Origin of the sequence: Limibacillus sp. (assembly GCA_037379885.1) — a bacterium.
Classification (GTDB): domain Bacteria; phylum Pseudomonadota; class Alphaproteobacteria; order Kiloniellales; family CECT-8803; genus JARRJC01.
Map to the genome: position 1 here is coordinate 1 of JARRJC010000022.1, position 14,244 is coordinate 14,244.

Genomic DNA, 14,244 nt, shown 5'->3' on the forward strand with positions numbered 1-14,244 from the left:
AAAGCCTGTTTCGCTAAATTTCCCTGTATATTCGCTATGAACAGGGAATTCTTGATCCAGGCTGCTTATTCGGATCATCGCTAACCTATTGAAACTTCGCTGATACAATCCAGTCGTGAACTGGCGCGAGGAAGCCCTGCGGGAGCGTTAAGAGCCTTCCCGCTTTTCCGCTTCCAGAAAACCGGTCCGGTTGCAGATAGTTGCACCGGGCCTTTTTTCTTGCGCAAATACTCAATCTACAAATAAAGGACAAATTTTAGCGAAATGTGTTTCGTCTCGCGAGGCGTGTAGCGTGCAGCGGCCCTGCCGTTGAACGGTGTTTCCCTAAATTATTGATAGAAAGATGAAAAGTGTGGGGCGGCACGCTTTCGGTCTACCGTCTATAGTGGCGAAAATTTTATGTAAAAGTTCACCTATTTACCTATTGTTTAAATAAGTAAAGCAACAATAAACGAATCTCATTTACTTGAGTTTAACTCTCTGTCTTTACGTTAAGTACCTGACGAGCGCAGCAGGACTTCGAGCGCTTCCGAGGGGAGACAGAGATGATCAAAAGCAAAAGCATTCTGATCCGGGCCTTCGCCGCCGCAGCGATTATCTGCGCGCTGCTTGGCTCGTCCGATGCTCTTGCCGGTCAGTCTCTTGCTTCCGCCAGCGTTTCCTACCAACAGCACCCGGCACTCGGTAAGGTCATGGCGGTCTCGCCGAGCCTGCATCCCAAGTGGCAGCGCGTGCGCAACGACATCCTTGAACACAGCGAGATTCCCGTCGCCGGTCTTGAGCGTCTGATCGCGCTGGAGCCCGCCGCCGGCCAGGCGGCTTCGCGCGCTTCGCAGGGTGGATCGGACGCCTGGGGGCTGGAAAGCCTGGAGGCCTATGCAGAGGAAGACCTCTATGGTCCGCCGAGCAAGCGCGACATCGCCGAGCGCATCCGCCGCCGTCTGGCTGAACTGGAATACCGTGCCGACGACGCCGACTATTGGCAGACGCCGGGCGAGACCATGGCCCGCAACCAGGGCGACTGCGAGGACCATGCGATCATGGCCTTGCACTTGACGCTGCTGGCCGGAGTCGCTCCTGAAGAGGCAGGGATCGCCGTCGGCTACGACAAGCTTGGCCGCGCCCATGCGGTCATGGTGCTCGACGCCGGATCAGAGACCCTGGCGATCGACCTCAATGAGCCTGCCGTGCGCAGCCTTGAGGAGAACCGCTTCTCGACGAAGTTCGTCGCTTATCTGGACCGCCTTCTGATCCTGCGGTGACCGCCGCTCATCTTCAATAACGTTCCACCGCGGGCCGAATGCTGCTGGCGGATTGTCCCGCTGTGACTTAGCTGAAAGAATGCTGCTTCGAATCGACCTATGACGAAGCGCGGGGCGGATCGCTATGGTGGGCGGCGGGAAAGCTGACGAAGACAGGGCCGATCTCGGCAGTTTCGACTATGTGATCGTTGGGGCCGGCTCCGCGGGCTGCGTCCTGGCCAACCGGCTTTCCTCCGACCCCGGCAAGCGCGTGGCGCTGCTGGAGGCGGGCGGCAAGGACGATTACATCTGGATCCACATCCCCGTCGGCTATCTCTACACACAGAACAATCCGCGCACCGACTGGTGCTTCAAGACCGAGGCGGAACCGGGCCTGGGCGGCCGCGTCCTCAACTACCCGCGCGGCAGGGTGCTTGGCGGCTGCTCCTCGATCAACGGCATGATCTACATGCGCGGTCAGGCCGCGGATTACGACGGCTGGCGGCAGATGGGCAACGAGGGCTGGGGCTGGGACGACGTCCTGCCGTACTTCAAGCGCTCCGAAGACCAAGTGCGCGGACCGGATGATATGCACGGCGCGGGCGGCGAGTGGCGGGTCGAGGAGATGCGCCTGTCCTGGGAGATCCTCGATGCCTTCCGCCAGGCAACCTCGGAGGTGGGAATTCCCAAGACCGACGATTTCAACCGCGGCAACAACGAGGGCTGCGGCTACTTCCAGGTAAACCAGAAGCGCGGCGTGCGCTGGAACACGGCCAAGGGCTTCCTGCACCCGGTCGCCAGGCGGCCCAACCTGGCGATCTTCACCCATGCTCAGGCCGAGCGCCTGCTGTTCGAGGGCAAGCGGGTCACGGGCGTGGCGTTGGATCACGGCGGCAAGCCCTCCACCATCACTGCGACGAGAGAGGTCGTACTGGCCGCGGGCGCGGTGGGCTCGCCCCAACTCCTGGAGCTATCAGGTGTCGGGCGGCCGTCGCTTCTGAAGGACCTTGGGATCGAGCCCCGCCATGAGCTTCAGGGCGTGGGGGAGAACCTTCAGGACCACCTGCAGGTCCGGCTCATCTTCCGGGTTCAGAACACCGTCACGCTCAATCAGATGGTCCAGCACTGGTGGGGCAAGGCCCGCATGGGCATCCAATATGGGCTCTTCAAGCGGGGGCCGCTCACCATGGCGCCCAGCCAGTTGGGGGCCTTCGCCAAGTCCAGCGATAGCTTCGAGACGCCGAACCTGGAATATCACGTGCAGCCGCTGTCGCTGGACAAGTTCGGCGATCCCTTGCACGACTTTCCCGCCTTCACGGCCTCGGTCTGCAACCTCAGGCCGGAGAGCCGGGGGTCGGTCCATGCGAAGAGCGCGGACTACCGGGAGGCGCCCGCCATCCGGCCCAACTATCTGAGCGCCGAGAGCGACCGCCGGGTCGCGGCGGACGCGATTCGCCTGACGCGCCGCATCGCGGCGGCCCCGGCGCTTCAGCCCTACCTGCCGCAGGAGTACAAGCCCGGCGCGGAGATCGACGGCGACGAGCAACTCGCCAAGGCGGCCGGGGAGATCGGCACCACGATCTTCCACCCGGTCGGGACCTGCCGCATGGGCGAGGGCGATCAGGCGGTGGTCGACTCCCGCTTGAAGGTGAGGGGGCTTGAGGGCCTGCGCATCGTGGACGCCTCCGTCATGCCGACGATCACGTCGGGCAACACGAACTCGCCCGTCATCATGATCGCCGAGAAGGCCAGCGACATGATCAAAGAGGACGCGCTCTAGGTTATCCCTCGGAGGCCTGCTGGATGGCGAGTTGGCGCAGGCTGCGGGCCCGGGCGGCGAGCAGCTCGCTCTTCATGCGCACCAGAAGCAGGCTGACGAAGTAGAGCTTGAAGCCCAGCGCCATGATCAGGAGCGGCCAAAGCATCGAGCTGTCGATGGTGGGGCCGTCCATCCGCAGGACGCTGGCGGGTTGATGGAGCGTGTTCCACCAATCGACCGAGAACTTGATGACCGGCAGATTGACCGCGCCAACCAAGGCCAGCACCGCCGCCGACTTCTGCCCGCGCTCCGGATTCTCAAAGGCGTTCATCAGCGCCATGTGCCCGAGGTACAGGAAGAAGAGCAGCAGCACGGAGGTCAGGCGCGCATCCCAAACCCAGAAGGTTCCCCACATGGGCTTGCCCCAGAGCGAGCCTGTGAAGAGTGCGAGGAAGGTGAAGGCCGCGCCCACGGGCGAAGCGGCCTTGGCCGCGATATGCGCCAGCGGATGTTTCCAGATGAGCGCCACCGCGCTCGCCACGGCGATCACCGCGTAGATGAAGAGCGCCATCCAGGCCGCCGGGACATGCACGAACATGATCCGGACCGTCTCTCCCTGCTGATAGTCGGGCGGCGCCACGAAGAGGGAGAGATAGATACCGACCCCCAGCGAAACCACGGCTGCGACTGTGAGCCAGGGCAGCAGGGCGTCGGCAATGCGGCGGAAGCGGGCGGGGTTGGCGAAACGATGCACGGGCGGCGGTTCCTGGGACTCAACAAAGGGTTCGCGGAAACTTCAAGAGCGACAGTAGCGGCTGGGGCCGAGGATTCAAGAGACCTTCGGCCCGTCACCAATCTGTCATTTGCGATGATAGTTCAATGATTGTAGAAATGTCAGCAATCACGTCTCAGGGGAGGTCATGTCGTGATGGACTCCAGCGGCGGCAAGCGCCAGTTCAAGGTCCTGTTTCTCTGCACGGGAAACTCGGCGCGCAGCATTATGGCCGAAGCGATCCTGGAACGGGCCGGGGCCGGGCGCTTCAAGGCCTTCTCCGCCGGCAGCTTCCCGACGGGCGAGGTAAACCCGCACGCCCTTGAGCTCCTGCGGCGCTTCAATCACAAGACCGACGGCTTTCGCAGCAAGTCCTGGGACGAGTTCGCGGGCGAGAGCGCGCCCAAGATGGACTTCGTTTTCACGGTCTGCGATCAGGCGGCGGGGGAGGTCTGCCCGGTCTGGCCCGGCCAGCCCATGACCGCCCACTGGCCCTTTCCGGACCCGGCTGCCTTCGAAGGGACGGAGGCGGAGACCAGCGCGTTTTTCGCCGATGTCTACGGGCAGATTCACAACCGCATAGACATTTTCGTGAACTTGCCGATCGCCTCTCTTGATAAGCTTTCTCTCAAAGCGCGGCTGGATTCCATCGGGCGCGGCGAAAGCAACGTCGAGGCGTCTTGAAGGCATGACAAGCAAATCCGGAGTGGAGCTGCGCCGTCTGGCGGCCGAAGGGCTCGGCACCTTCTTCCTGCTGGCGACGGTCGTGGGATCGGGGATCATGGGCGAGACCCTGTCCGGCGGCAACGACGCCCTGGCGCTTCTGGGGAACACCATCGCGACCGGCGCCATTCTGGTGGTGCTGATCCTCGTCTTCGGGCCCATCTCCGGCGCACACTTCAATCCCGCCGTGACCCTGGCGTTCCTGATCCGGCGGGAGATTGCGCCGGGCGAAGCCGCACGCTATCTGCTGGTCCAAGTGATCGGCGGGCTTCTTGGTGTTTTGGCCGCCCATCTGATGTTCGAACTGGAGCCCATCCAGACATCGGAAAAGCTGCGCAGCGGCGGCGCCCAGTGGTTCGCGGAGTTCATCGCGACCTTCGGGCTCGTCGCGACCATCCTCGGCTGCTTGCGCTTCCGGGCGGAGGCCATTCCCTACGCCGTTGGGCTCTATATCACGGCAGGCTACTGGTTCACGGCTTCGACCTCCTTCGCCAACCCGGCGGTGACCATCGCGCGGAGCTTTACCGACACCTTCAGCGGCATCTACCCGCCCCATGCGCCCGCTTTCATCCTGGCCCAGTTGGTTGGCGCGGTGGCGGCTACCTACCTCTTCGCCTGGTTCGCCAAAGCGCCCCTCGATGAGGAGGCGACGCTGACGCCCAACGGCCACAGGGAAGAAGCGGCGGAAGAGACCCAGCGCAAGACTTGATCCTTTGCCGCCCTGCTGGGCTATGCTGCTCCCCCTGTAACCTTGTTGCCGGGGAAGAGCCGAATGAAGATCAAAGCCGCCGTTCTGCGTGAGATGGGCCTGCCCAGGCCCTATGCCGAGAGCAAGCCCTTGAGCATTGAGGAGCTGGAGCTGGAAGGCCCGGGTGACGGCGAAGTGCTGGTGAAGGTCAAGGCGGCCGGGCTCTGCCACTCAGACCTTTCGGTCATGGACGGCGCGCGGCCCCGGCCCTTGCCCATGGCGCTCGGCCACGAGGCGGCGGGCGAGGTCGCCGAGGTGGGGGCTGGCGTCGTCGATCTCAAGCCTGGCGACCATGTCGTTATGATCTTCGTCCCCTCCTGCGGCCATTGCCTTCCCTGCGCGGAAGGACGCCCGGCGCTTTGTGAGCCCGCAGCCGTGGCCAACGGCGAAGGCCGGCTCATGAGCGGCGCTCGCCGCCTTTCCAAGGGCTCGGAGACGGTCAACCACCACATGGGCGTATCGGCCTTTGCCGAATATGCCGTCGTTTCCCGCCACTCCCTGGTGAAGGTCGATCCGGAGATCCCGCTGGAGCAGGCGGCTCTCTTCGGCTGCGCGGTTCTGACCGGGGTGGGAGCCACCCTCAACACCGCGGGCGTGGAGCCAGGCAGCCGCGTCGCGGTCATCGGGCTCGGCGGCGTCGGGCTGAACTCGCTCCTGGGCGCCGTTCTGGTGGGCGCGGAGCAGGTCGTAGCCATCGATCTCCTGGACTCGAAGCTGGACCTCGCCCGTCAGTTGGGTGCGACCGACGCTTTCAAGGCCGACCGGGAGGACATCGTCGAGGCGGTGAAGCAGGCGACAGGTGGCGGCGTCGACTACGCCCTGGAGATGGCGGGCTCGGTCCCAGCCCTTGAACTCGCCTATAAGATCACCCGGCGCGGCGGCACCACCGTGACCGCGGGTCTTGCTCACCCCTCAAAACAGATGAGTTTCCAGGCCGTGTCCCTGGTCGCGGAAGAGCGGACCTTGAAGGGCAGTTACATCGGGTCCTGCGTGCCCTTGCGCGATATTCCCCGCTTCATCGGGCTTTTCAAGAAGGGCCGCCTGCCGGTCGACCGCCTGATGAGCGAACGGATCGGATTCGACGAAATCAACGAGGCCTTCGACCGCTTGGCCGAGGGGAATACGGTACGGCAGCTGCTGATCCCCTAGAAGGTGATCTCCGGCCCTTCAAAGGGGTGCCAGCCCTCCGGGTGCTCGATCTCCACGACCCAAACATCGGGATCGCGCCGGATCGCGCGTTCGATATAGTCTTCGGCTTTCTCGGACGGGACCAAGCCCTCCTTGAAGGCGCTCATCCAGCCCAAGCGGCCCTCCAGGTCGCGCGCCTGGGTCAGCACCTTGCAGCCCTTATCGTAGAGGTCGAGCTTCAGGATCACCGAACCGCCCTGCCGCTCGCCCTTGTGCCGGACATAGGCGGAGACAAGATCGCTGTTGCATTCGCGCAGCTTGGCGGAGACCCAGAGGTGGGTTGGCAGACGCTCCTCGCTCATGCCTCGGGTTCCTCCTCGGGCGGCAGGCCGTAACGCGCCCGCTTAGCGGCTTTCTTGGCCGCGCGGGCCTCTTCCTTCGCCTGCTTGCGGTCCAGGGGCGCCACGACGATCACGGCCTCGCCCCGGGGCTCCTCTTCCGCCGCGAAGGCGCCGGCGAGGTCGCCGAGACTGCCGCGCCTTACGCGTTCGTAGAGCTTGGTCAGTTCAAAGCAGACGGCGGCGGGCCTGTCTTCGCCAAAGACCTCGACGGCGTCGCTCAGGAACTCTGCGACGCGGCGCGGGGACTCGTAGAAGATCATCGTATGGAAGCCTTCGGCGTCCTCCTCCAGGAAGCGTTTGCGCTGCCCGCTCTTCTTCGGCGCAAAACCCTTGAAGGTGAAGGAGGAAGTGGGCAGGCCGGAGATGGTCAGCGCCATGACCGCGGCATTGGGGCCGGGTAGGGCGGTCACCTCGAAGCCCGCTTCGGCGGCGGCGGCAACCGCGCGGTATCCGGGGTCGGAGATGCCCGGCGTCCCGGCATCGCTCATCAAGCCGACCGAGTGCCCCTCGCGCAGCAGGCTGACGATCCGCTCGGCCGCCTTGGCCTCGTTGTGTTCGTGATAGGCAAAGAAGATCTTGGGCCGTGCGACGCCGTGGCGCTCCAGAAGGCGGCTGGAATGACGCGTATCCTCGCAGGCCAGGGCGTCGAGCGACTTGAGCGTCTCCAGCAAGCGCAGGGAGACATCGTCGAGATTGCCGATCGGCGTGGCGAGCAGGATGAGTTTGGGCGTCTCGGCCATGGCTAGGCTCCTCAGGCGCTGGCGCTGCCGTAGTAGAGCGTAACCGTATGGCGCGCCTCGGCGAAAAAGAGCCAGCGCTGGAGCAGCAGTCCGAGAAAGCCGCTCACCAGACCCAGAAGATGGAAGATGCCGGACAGGAGCGGCACCGCCAGTTGCCCGGCCAGCAGCAGCGAGGCGACCGGCAGCGCCAGGCCGAAGAGGACGGCCAGGCGGCGCAGCTTGCGGGCATGCTTGCGCCCGATGGCGAAGGCCATCTCCTTCAGCAGGTAGTTCTCCTCCGTATGAGGCGCTTCCAGCAGGCGCACCGGCCCCCTGTCTCCAAGGCCCGTCGCGCTCTCCGGCGTCGCCGCCGAGGTCAGGCTCTCCATGCGCATCCAATAGAGCAGTTGCAGAGCCCAAGCCGAGGCCAGGAGCGCCACCGCGAGAGCCGCGCCGAAGCTGTCTTGGCCCCAGAGGCCGTTCAACCAGACGAAGACAAGACTGCCGCCGCCCAGCGCATGCAGCAGGTAGAGCGGCAGGGTAAAGGCGTTATGCCAGCGGGCGATGGGTTTCAGGCTCGCGTAGATCATCGCCGTGCAGGCGACGGTGACTGCTGCGAGAAGGGCGGTCAGCGCGCCCAGGAGGGGAGAGGGCAGACTGCCGCCCAGCCAACTCCACCCCAAAAAAAGCGCCGGCGGGAAGGAGGCGACAGCCGCCACGCCTTCGCGCGACAGCCAGGAACTGCGCCATTGGGAGAGTGCCCGCCAGGCGCGCTCCGGGTGTCCCAGATGCAGAGTGGAGGAGACCAGACCGGCGAAGACCAGCGCCAGAGCCAGGGCCAGCCCGCAAAGCCCGTACCAGGGGTCGGCGGGGAGCCTGCCGAGCGCGGCAAAAAGCCCGATCAGGAACAAGAGGCCGTATCCGGTTCCGGAAAGCACGGTGAAGAAGATGATGGAGGGGGCGGGATGCATCTGGCGCGTCAGCTCCCCAGTTCGCCGGAAAGCACCCGGTCGACCCAACCCAGCAGGCCGCCCTCGGCCTTCACCGGCTCCAGCGGTTTTGCGTTGGAGGACGAGCGCTCCTGCCTTCTGGGCGGCAGGTACTTGTTCGTCGGCTTGTAGCCCATCTCCGGCATCAGGTCGTAGCCGCCGCGCTCGGCCACCATCTGCGAGACCTCTGACTGAGGGTCGGCGAGGTCCCCGAAGTGGCGCGCGCTCGCCGGGCAGGTGTTCACGCAGGCCGGCTGGCGTTCCGGCTCGGGAATGTTTTCGTTGTAGATGCGGTCGATGCAGAGCGTGCACTTGCGCATCACCTGTTCGCCCGGATCCATCTCCCGCGCGCCATAGGGGCAGGCCCAGGCGCAGAGCCCGCAGCCGATGCACTTCTCTTCCTCCACCAGAACAATGCCGTCTTCGCCGCGCTTATAGGACGCGCCGGTCGGGCAGACGGTGACGCAGGCTGCCTTCTCGCAGTGCAGGCAGGACTTGGGAAAGTGGACCGTGCGTCCTTCGGGCCCTTCGCCCGCCTCAAAGGAATGGACGCGGTTGAGCCAGGCGCCGTTGGGTTTGTCGCCATAGGCGGCGAGATCCGTGAGAGGCCCGGGATAGCCGCCGGTGTTCCATTCCTTGCAGTTCACGACGCAGGCATGGCAGCCCACGCAGATATCCAGGTCGATCACGAGGCCGAGGCTCTTGCTGCCCCGTTCAACGCTGCTTGGAAGGCTGGTCACTTCGCACCCCCCTTGCCGAAGTAGGCGACATTCTTCGGCGCGTCTCCCAGACCAGGGGGCCGTTTGAAGGCGACCCGTTTTATGGCGTCGTTGTCCCAACCCGGCTCGGCGGCTTTCTGGAGGCGCACCCGCAAGTCGTACCAGGCGGCCTGACCCGTCACCGGGTCGGCGACGGCATAGCGGTAGCCGCTGCCTTGATCGGGCAGAAGCTCATCGATGAGGTGATTGAGCAGGAAGCCTTTCGTGCTCTCCGGCGCATCGGGGGAGAGGTTCCAGGCGCCCGCGCGCTTGCCGATTGCGTTCCAGGTCCAGACCGTGCGGCCGTTGACGCCCCGCATGCTCCGGCTCGGCACCTTGATGCGGCCATGGCGGCTTTCCACCCAGACCCAGTCTTCCTCTTTCAGGCTCAGCTCGGCGGCGAGCTGCTCGGAGAGGAAGAGCACGTTATGGCCATGGATCTGGCGCAGCCAGGCATTCTGGGAGCCCCAGGAGTGGTACATCGCCATGGGGCGCTGGCTGACGGCATGTAGCGGGAAGTCGTCGGCGTTTTCCGTCGCGTCTTCGAAGGGCGGGTACCAGATGGGCAGGGGATCGAAGTGATCGAGGATGCGCTGCCGGTGTGCCTCGGGCGGCTGAACCGCACCGTGCCCCTCCGCGGCGAGCCGGAACTTCTGCTGCGGCTCTGAATAGAGCTGCAGCACGACGGGTTTGCCCTCCGGCATGAAGCCCATGGCGACCGCCCAGTCCAAATAGGCCTGATTCGCGAACTTGAAGTAAAGCGCCTCCTCGGGGATCTCCTGCCGCCAGAAGCAGCCGTTCTCGATATAGCGTTGAAGCTGGTCGGGGTTGGGCTCCCCGCGGCCCTTGCCCTTGCCATCAATGCCGCGCCATCCGGCAAGCGGCCCGACACCCTGCTTGCGTTCGTGGTTCACCAGATAGTCCTTGTAGCCTTCAGGATAGCGCGCTGAGCCGTCCTCCTTGGTTAAGCCTGGCAAGCCGAGGCGTACGCCCAGGTCGATCAAGACATCCTGGAACGGCCGTACGTCCCGGTCCGGCGTCAAGACCGGCTGGCGGATGGAATCGGCGGCGGCTTCGGCATCGCAGATCGGCCGGTCGAGCAGGGAGATGCAATCCCAGCGCTCCAGATAGGTGGTGTCCGGTAGGACCAGATCGGCGTAGGGCACCGTCTCAGAGAAGTAGGCGTCGGAATAGATGATGTGGGGAATGCGGTAATCGCCGGTCTCGGGGTCCTTGTCGGTCAGCATGGCTATCGTGCCGCTGGTGTTCATGGCGGAGTTCCAGGCCATGTTCGCCATGTAGAGGAAGAGCGTGTCGATGGGGTAGGGGTCGCCCTTCCAGGCGTTGGTTATCACCATGTGCATCATGCCATGGGCGGAGAGCGGCGCTTCCCAGGAGAAGGCCTTGTCGATCCGCTGCGGCCTGCCCTCACCATCCACCAGCAGGTCGTCCGGCCCCTGCACGAAACCGAGCGGCGGACCGGGCAACGGCGTGCCCGGCTTGACCTCACCGGGCTTGCCCGTGGGTTTGATCGGGGGCGGCGGCGACTGCGGGTAAGGCGGTTTGTAGCGGAAGGATCCAGGGCTATCGACCGCGCCCAGCAACATCTGGAGCAGATGCAGGCTGCGGCAGGTATGGAATCCGTTGGAGTGGGCGGAGATCCCGCGCATGGCATGGAGAGAGACAGGCCGCCCGACCATGCGCTCGTGACGCACGCCGCGCCAATCGGTCCAGGGTTGCTCGACCGTAACCTCCTCCTCGAAGGCGGCCTGGGCCAACTCCGCGGCGATGCGCTTGATGTCTTCAACGGCGATGCCGCAGCGCTCGGCGACGGCTTCCGGCGCGTAGCTCTCATCGAGATAGCGCTCGGCGAGAAGCTGGAACACCGGTCGGGCCTTACCGCCCCCCGGAAGGCTCGCCTCGCCGTTCAGCGAGGGCTTTAGCGCGGGATCGTTCCAAGGACGCAGGGCGCCGCTGACCCGGTCCCTGACCAGGGGCGTCCCATCATCGTCGCGCGCGAAGAGGCCGTCTTCGGCCCCGCCGGGATCGTCGATCACGAGCCAGGGGGCGTTGCTGTAGTCGGCGAGATAGCGAAGATCGACCTTTCCGGCCTTCAGCAACTCATGGACCAACGCCAGAACGAAGAGGCCATCGCTGCCCGGCGTGATGCCGATCCACTCGTCGGCGATGGCGGAATAGCCGGTGCGGACCGGGTTTACCGAGATGAACTTCGCGCCCCGCTTGCGCAGGGTCGAAAGACCCATCTTGATGGGGTTCGAGTCATGGTCCTCGGCGACGCCGAACAGCATGAAGTAGCGGGACCGCTCCCAGTCCGGCTCGCCGAACTCCCAGAAGCTGCCGCCGATGGAATAGAGTCCCCCTGCGGCCATGTTGACCGAACAGAAGCCGCCGTGCGCTGCATAGTTCGGCGTGCCGAACTGCGTTGCCCACCAACCGGTCAGCGACTGGCTCTGGTCGCGGCCGGTGAAGAAGGCGAGCTTCTTGGGGTCGGTCTTTCGTATGTCGGAAAGCCAGCCCGTGGCGATCTCCAGCGCTTCATCCCACTCGATCTCCGCGAACTCGCCGGAGCCGCGCGGGCCGACACGCTTCAAGGGCTTGGTGAGTTTGGCGGGCGACTCCTGCTGCATGATCCCGGCGGAACCCTTTGCGCAGAGCACGCCCTTGTTCACCGGATGATCGCGGTTGCCCTCGATATAGCGAAGGCGGCCGTCTTTCATGTGCACTTTGATGCCGCAACGGCAGGCGCACATGTAGCAGGTTGTCGTGAGAACCTCGTCTGAGACTGTAGGCGATAGCTCGATGCGGCGGTCGCTCGGCAAAATTGGTAAACCTCGTTATCGCGTGAGTGGTCTTGCAGGGCCGGGTCATCATAAAGCTGTCATGACCTAGTGAGGATAAAACACTAGCGCCTCGCGCGGTCAGACGACAGTCTTTGTCGACAATTTTGTGGCCGCGCTGAAGCGGGAGGGAAAGAGACGATGGCTGGCCAAGGGCAGCGAAGCGAGGAGGGGACCGCTGGCGAGGTCTTCCAGGCCTTCCTGAAGCTCGGCCTGACCTCCTTCGGCGGCCCTGTTGCGCACATCGGCTACTTCCGCGCTGACATCGTCGCCAAGCGCCGCTGGTTGAGCGAGGAGGCTTTCGCCGGATACGTGGCGCTGGCGCAGCTCCTGCCGGGACCGGCTTCCAGTCAGGTGGGCTTGGCGCTCGGTCTGCACCGGGCGGGATGGCTGGGCGGCCTCGCCGCCTTCGCCGGGTTTACGCTGCCCTCCGCGCTTCTGATGCTCTTGGCCGCCATCCTGTTCCAGAGCGGCTTGGCTGTGGACGGCGGCTGGCTACAGGGCCTGAAGCTGGTCGCGGTGGTCGTCGTTGCCGAGGCCGTCCGGCAAATGGCCCGTCAGCTCTGTCCGGAGCAAAGACACAAGGTCCTGGCGGTGCTGGGCGCGGTCCTCGCGCTCTCCCTCGGCGGATTCGCCGGGCAGATCTCGGCGATTCTGTCGGGGGCGATCCTGGGCCGGCTTCTGCTGCATCGTCCAAACGAGTCGCCGCTTCGCGAGGAGGCAGGCGCCTTTGCGCCGGGCGCAGGGCTCTCGAAGCTGCTGCTGGGTTCGGCGGCCGCGTTGCTGGCGCTGTCGCTCCTGGCGAGCCTCGTCGCCTTGCCGGAAATCCTGGAACTGGCGGCGGGCTTCTACCGCGCCGGGGCGCTGGTGTTCGGTGGCGGGCACGTTGTCTTGCCGCTGCTGGAGGAGGTGGTGGTCGCCCCCGGCCTGATGGATCATGACAGCTTCCTTGCCGGCTACGGCGCGGCCCAGGCGCTTCCCGGGCCGCTCTTCAGCCTGTCGGTCTACCTCGGCTTCCTGGCGGGCGGGCAGGGGGTCTGGGGCGCCCTGGTCGCGATCCTGGCGATCTTCCTTCCCGGTTTCCTCCTGGTGACCGCGCTTTCCTCGCGCCTGCAAAGCGTTTTGACGCTGCCCGGCATGGCGGGTGTCTTTGCGGGGATCAACGCAGCGGTGGTCGGATTGCTGCTCGCCGCGCTCTACACGCCCGTTGCGACCAGCGCCCTGACAGGTCCGGCGGAGGCCGCCATCGCGCTTGTCGGCTGGGGCTTGCTGGCCCTGGGCAGAACGCCGATCTTGGCGATCGTGCTGCTTTTGCCGGTATTGGCGCAGATCTTTCTCTAACCGTCACAGAATGGTCCCATTTCAGCCCAGGGAGAGCCCTCGACAGCGGGGAGGCTTAGGTTGTTCAATACTTTTTGAGACCAATGGGACGACATACGGGAGGCGAGATGGCACAGGATCCCCTAAAATTTCTTCGCGATCGTCAAGGGCCGGCGCGGGCCCCCTTGATCAAGGAACCAGACGGCGGCGCGACGGCGCAGCGCCCTGCCGCGCCCAGCAACAGACCGATTCCCCCCTCGCAGCAGCGAGCCCAGCAGGACGCTGAGACGCAAGCCGCCAGGGCCCCTCAACAGCAGGCTGCGCCCGAGCCTTCTCCCGAGCCGGAGCGTCCAGCCGAGCCCGCCCCGGCGCCCGTCGAGGAGAAGCCGGAAGGCACGGGCCGCCTGATCGTCGGTCCGGCCATTAAGATGAAGGGAGAGATCGGCGCCTGCGACACCCTCGTGGTCCAGGGCGAGGTCGAGGCTTCGATGAGCGGCCGGGTCATGGAGGTGGCGGAAGGCGGCGTCTTCAAGGGCAAGGTGGAACTGGAGCAGGCCACCGTCTCCGGCAAGGTGGAGGGCAGCCTCACGGTCTCCGGCCTTCTGACCATCACCAGGGGCGGCGAGGTCCGCGGCACGGTCCGCTACGGCGAGTTGCAGATCCAGTCCGGCGGCGTGATCGCAGGCGATGTCGGCCTGACCGGCGACGAGGTCGAAACGTCCGATAAAGATCAGAAGGCGTCCAAGCCGAGCGGCACTGCGAAAACGCAGAGCGACTCCGCGAAGGGCGAGCAGGAAAAGGCCGAGGCCTGACCGGCGCTAGAGCGCT

General features: G+C 65.0%; 12 protein-coding genes and 1 pseudogene. 7 read left to right on the forward strand and 6 right to left on the reverse strand.

The genetic code is table 11. From position 1 onward, the window contains the following. Positions 1–545: 545 nt before the first annotated feature. Positions 546–1,262 (forward strand): transglutaminase-like cysteine peptidase, encoded by a 717-nt coding sequence (locus P8X75_08600; protein MEJ1995261.1) that lies wholly within the window; start codon positions 546–548, stop codon positions 1,260–1,262. 124 nt (positions 1,263–1,386) lie between these two features. Next, complete coding sequence (locus P8X75_08605) at positions 1,387–3,021, forward strand: choline dehydrogenase (GenBank protein ID MEJ1995262.1); 1,635 nt, start codon at positions 1,387–1,389, stop codon at positions 3,019–3,021. 1 nt (position 3,022) lies between these two features. On the opposite strand, the gene P8X75_08610 is transcribed toward P8X75_08605, so the two are convergent. After that, entirely contained in the window at positions 3,023–3,754 is a 732-nt protein-coding gene (locus tag P8X75_08610) for a heme ABC transporter permease (GenBank protein MEJ1995263.1), read from the reverse strand. 174 nt (positions 3,755–3,928) lie between these two features. Between P8X75_08610 and P8X75_08615 the strand changes: the two genes are divergently transcribed. The 3 genes from P8X75_08615 (at position 3,929) to P8X75_08625 (ending at position 6,392) form a co-directional block, all read left to right on the forward strand. Further along, a complete protein-coding gene (locus P8X75_08615) occupies positions 3,929–4,456 on the forward strand; it encodes an arsenate reductase ArsC (protein MEJ1995264.1) in 528 nt (175 codons plus the stop codon). A 4-nt stretch (positions 4,457–4,460) separates the two neighbouring features. Further along, on the forward strand, positions 4,461–5,204 hold the full coding sequence (locus tag P8X75_08620; GenBank protein ID MEJ1995265.1) for an aquaporin family protein: 744 nt from the start codon (positions 4,461–4,463) through the stop codon (positions 5,202–5,204). A gap of 63 nt (positions 5,205–5,267) precedes the next feature. Then, positions 5,268–6,392, forward strand: a complete 1,125-nt coding sequence (locus tag P8X75_08625) for a zinc-dependent alcohol dehydrogenase family protein (protein ID MEJ1995266.1) — start codon at positions 5,268–5,270, stop codon at positions 6,390–6,392. On the opposite strand, the gene P8X75_08630 is transcribed toward P8X75_08625, so the two are convergent. From P8X75_08630 to P8X75_08650, 5 genes and pseudogenes are all read right to left on the reverse strand, one after another. After that, positions 6,389–6,733 (reverse strand): DUF1491 family protein, encoded by a 345-nt coding sequence (locus P8X75_08630; protein ID MEJ1995267.1) that lies wholly within the window; start codon positions 6,731–6,733, stop codon positions 6,389–6,391. The two genes, P8X75_08625 and P8X75_08630, sit on opposite strands and share 4 nt — an antisense overlap. Beyond that, on the reverse strand, positions 6,730–7,512 hold the full coding sequence (rsmI, locus tag P8X75_08635) for a 16S rRNA (cytidine(1402)-2'-O)-methyltransferase (GenBank protein MEJ1995268.1): 783 nt from the start codon (positions 7,510–7,512) through the stop codon (positions 6,730–6,732). Before rsmI ends, P8X75_08630 begins: the two co-directional genes overlap by 4 nt. 11 nt (positions 7,513–7,523) lie before the next feature. Further along, on the reverse strand, positions 7,524–8,462 hold the full coding sequence (locus P8X75_08640) for a dimethyl sulfoxide reductase anchor subunit (protein ID MEJ1995269.1): 939 nt from the start codon (positions 8,460–8,462) through the stop codon (positions 7,524–7,526). An 8-nt stretch (positions 8,463–8,470) separates the two neighbouring features. Beyond that, positions 8,471–9,220, reverse strand: a complete 750-nt coding sequence (locus P8X75_08645) for a 4Fe-4S dicluster domain-containing protein (protein ID MEJ1995270.1) — start codon at positions 9,218–9,220, stop codon at positions 8,471–8,473. Positions 9,221–9,327: 107 nt separating this feature from the next. After that, positions 9,328–12,060 (reverse strand): annotated as a pseudogene (locus P8X75_08650) (molybdopterin oxidoreductase family protein). 177 nt (positions 12,061–12,237) lie between these two features. On the opposite strand from P8X75_08650, the gene chrA reads away from it, so the two are divergent. After that, positions 12,238–13,437, forward strand: coding sequence for a chromate efflux transporter (gene chrA / locus P8X75_08655; GenBank protein ID MEJ1995271.1), 1,200 nt, complete (start codon positions 12,238–12,240; stop codon positions 13,435–13,437). A gap of 164 nt (positions 13,438–13,601) precedes the next feature. Next, a complete protein-coding gene (locus tag P8X75_08660; protein MEJ1995272.1) occupies positions 13,602–14,228 on the forward strand; it encodes a polymer-forming cytoskeletal protein in 627 nt (208 codons plus the stop codon). Positions 14,229–14,244: the final 16 nt, after the last annotated feature.

Excerpts from the sequence above, each read along its gene's own strand:
- P8X75_08615 (MEJ1995264.1), top strand. The coding sequence starts at position 3,929 with ATGGACTCCAGCGGCGGCAAGCGCCAGTTCAAGGTCCTGTTTCTCTGC.
- P8X75_08600 (MEJ1995261.1), top strand. The coding sequence starts at position 546 with ATGATCAAAAGCAAAAGCATTCTGATCCGGGCCTTCGCCGCCGCAGCG.
- P8X75_08630 (MEJ1995267.1), bottom strand. The coding sequence starts at position 6,733 with ATGAGCGAGGAGCGTCTGCCAACCCACCTCTGGGTCTCCGCCAAGCTG.
- P8X75_08640 (MEJ1995269.1), bottom strand. The coding sequence starts at position 8,462 with ATGCATCCCGCCCCCTCCATCATCTTCTTCACCGTGCTTTCCGGAACC.
- P8X75_08620 (MEJ1995265.1), top strand. The coding sequence starts at position 4,461 with ATGACAAGCAAATCCGGAGTGGAGCTGCGCCGTCTGGCGGCCGAAGGG.
- rsmI (MEJ1995268.1), bottom strand. The coding sequence starts at position 7,512 with ATGGCCGAGACGCCCAAACTCATCCTGCTCGCCACGCCGATCGGCAAT.
- P8X75_08625 (MEJ1995266.1), top strand. The coding sequence starts at position 5,268 with ATGAAGATCAAAGCCGCCGTTCTGCGTGAGATGGGCCTGCCCAGGCCC.
- chrA (MEJ1995271.1), top strand. The coding sequence starts at position 12,238 with ATGGCTGGCCAAGGGCAGCGAAGCGAGGAGGGGACCGCTGGCGAGGTC.
- P8X75_08605 (MEJ1995262.1), top strand. The coding sequence starts at position 1,387 with ATGGTGGGCGGCGGGAAAGCTGACGAAGACAGGGCCGATCTCGGCAGT.